This window comes from Streptomyces sp. NPDC059456 (assembly GCF_042750055.1).
GTDB lineage: Bacteria > Actinomycetota > Actinomycetes > Streptomycetales > Streptomycetaceae > Streptomyces.
In genome coordinates, this window is the sequence record NZ_JBHYVA010001105.1 from 1 (window position 1) to 1,411 (window position 1,411).

General features: G+C 77.8%; 2 pseudogenes. Both read right to left on the reverse strand.

The features are described 5' to 3' along the window. Nucleotides 1-917, reverse strand: a pseudogene (locus tag ACFXA3_RS42505) (ankyrin repeat domain-containing protein); the annotation flags it as partial. Then, nucleotides 914-1,411 (reverse strand): annotated as a pseudogene (locus ACFXA3_RS42510) (gala protein); the annotation flags it as partial. The pseudogenes ACFXA3_RS42510 and ACFXA3_RS42505, both read right to left, overlap by 4 nt.

Below are 1,411 nucleotides of genomic sequence, written 5' to 3' on the forward strand. Positions count from 1 at the left end.
GGGGGGGGGCGGGGGGTCTCCCCGAGCAGGCTGCCGCGCCAGTGCACGGGCAGCCGGAACCGTCCGCCCGCACCGGTCGCGGCGAGCCGGTGCACCTCCGCCCGGAGCCGGGTCAGGTCGATCGCGGACGAGCCCATGACGGTTTCGGGGTCCGCCGCGCGGCCGTACCGCGGGACCTCCTCGGGCCTGGTCAGGTCCCGTTCGACGCCGGCGGCCGCGTACGCCTCGGCGTACGCGCCGCGGGCGTGCAGCAGGGCGACCCACTCGGCGTGCCCGGCCGGGTCGGCGGCGCCGGGATCGGCGGCGGGCAGCTCGCCGGGAGGAACGGGGGTGCCGTCCGGGCGGAAGAAGGGGAGCCGGTCCGCGCCGCCGGTGTGGCGTTCGCGCAGTGCGGCGGTGTGCCGGGCGTCCCACAGCGGGCGCACCGCGGTCCAGTCCTCGGTGCGCGGCTGGTTGACGGCTCCGGAGTGGATGCGGCCGAGTTCGGCCGGGTGGACCGGCGCGCAGTGCAGCTGCAGCCGCTGCGGGCCGTCGATCATCGGACCGGTGGCCACGGACAGCACGGGCGCGTCGGCGCCGGCCCCGTAGCGGGCGAGCAGGACGCGCACCTCGGGCTCGATGGTCGTACGGCCGCCCAGGACGCGGGGCAGGTGCCAGCGCACCAGGTCGGGGGCGAGGTGGCGCAGGTCCTCCTCCACCGCCTCCGCGACCGGGGATCCGTGACGGGCGGCGAGCGCGGGCAGGTCGAAGCGGACGTCCACGGCGGCGGCCGCGCAGGCCGACCGCCAGTCGCCGGCCAGCCGGTGGCCGGTGGCGCGCTCGATCATCCAGCCGGGCACGGCGTGGCGGCGGATCCGCTGCCAGGCCGGGCCGTCCTCTTCCAGGAATCCGCCGGGCAGTTCGGTGCGGGCGCTCACCGGTACACGCTCGTGATCGCGCCGAGGTCGGGGTGGGCGGGCCGGGCGGGCCGCAGCCGGGTGGTGAAGGACCGCTTCACCTTGCGGGGCAGGCCGGGGCCGAGGCCGACGTACTCCAGCGGGGAGTCCTGGGGCACGGCGGCCAGCAGGCACTTCGCGCCGCGCCCGGTGAGCCCGGTGTGGCGCAGTTCGAGGCGGCGCAGCGGGCTGCCGGGGAGGGCCGCGGCCAGGGCGTACGCACCTTCGTCGCCGGTGTCGTTGCCGGTGGAGCCGAGGCTGCGCTCGGACATCGCGCGGCCGAGGTCGAGGGCTTCGATGCCGCCGAGGGCGTCGGCGAGGGACCGGGCGCCGGCCGGGCCTATGCCGTTGCCGCCGAGGCCGAGGCGGACCGGGCGCGCGGGGTCGGCGGCCGCGGCGGCGGCCAGGATCGCGGTGCCCTCGTCGCCGCGGTGGCGGTCTCTTATAAACAACAGACGCTGCCGACGAAAATGTGA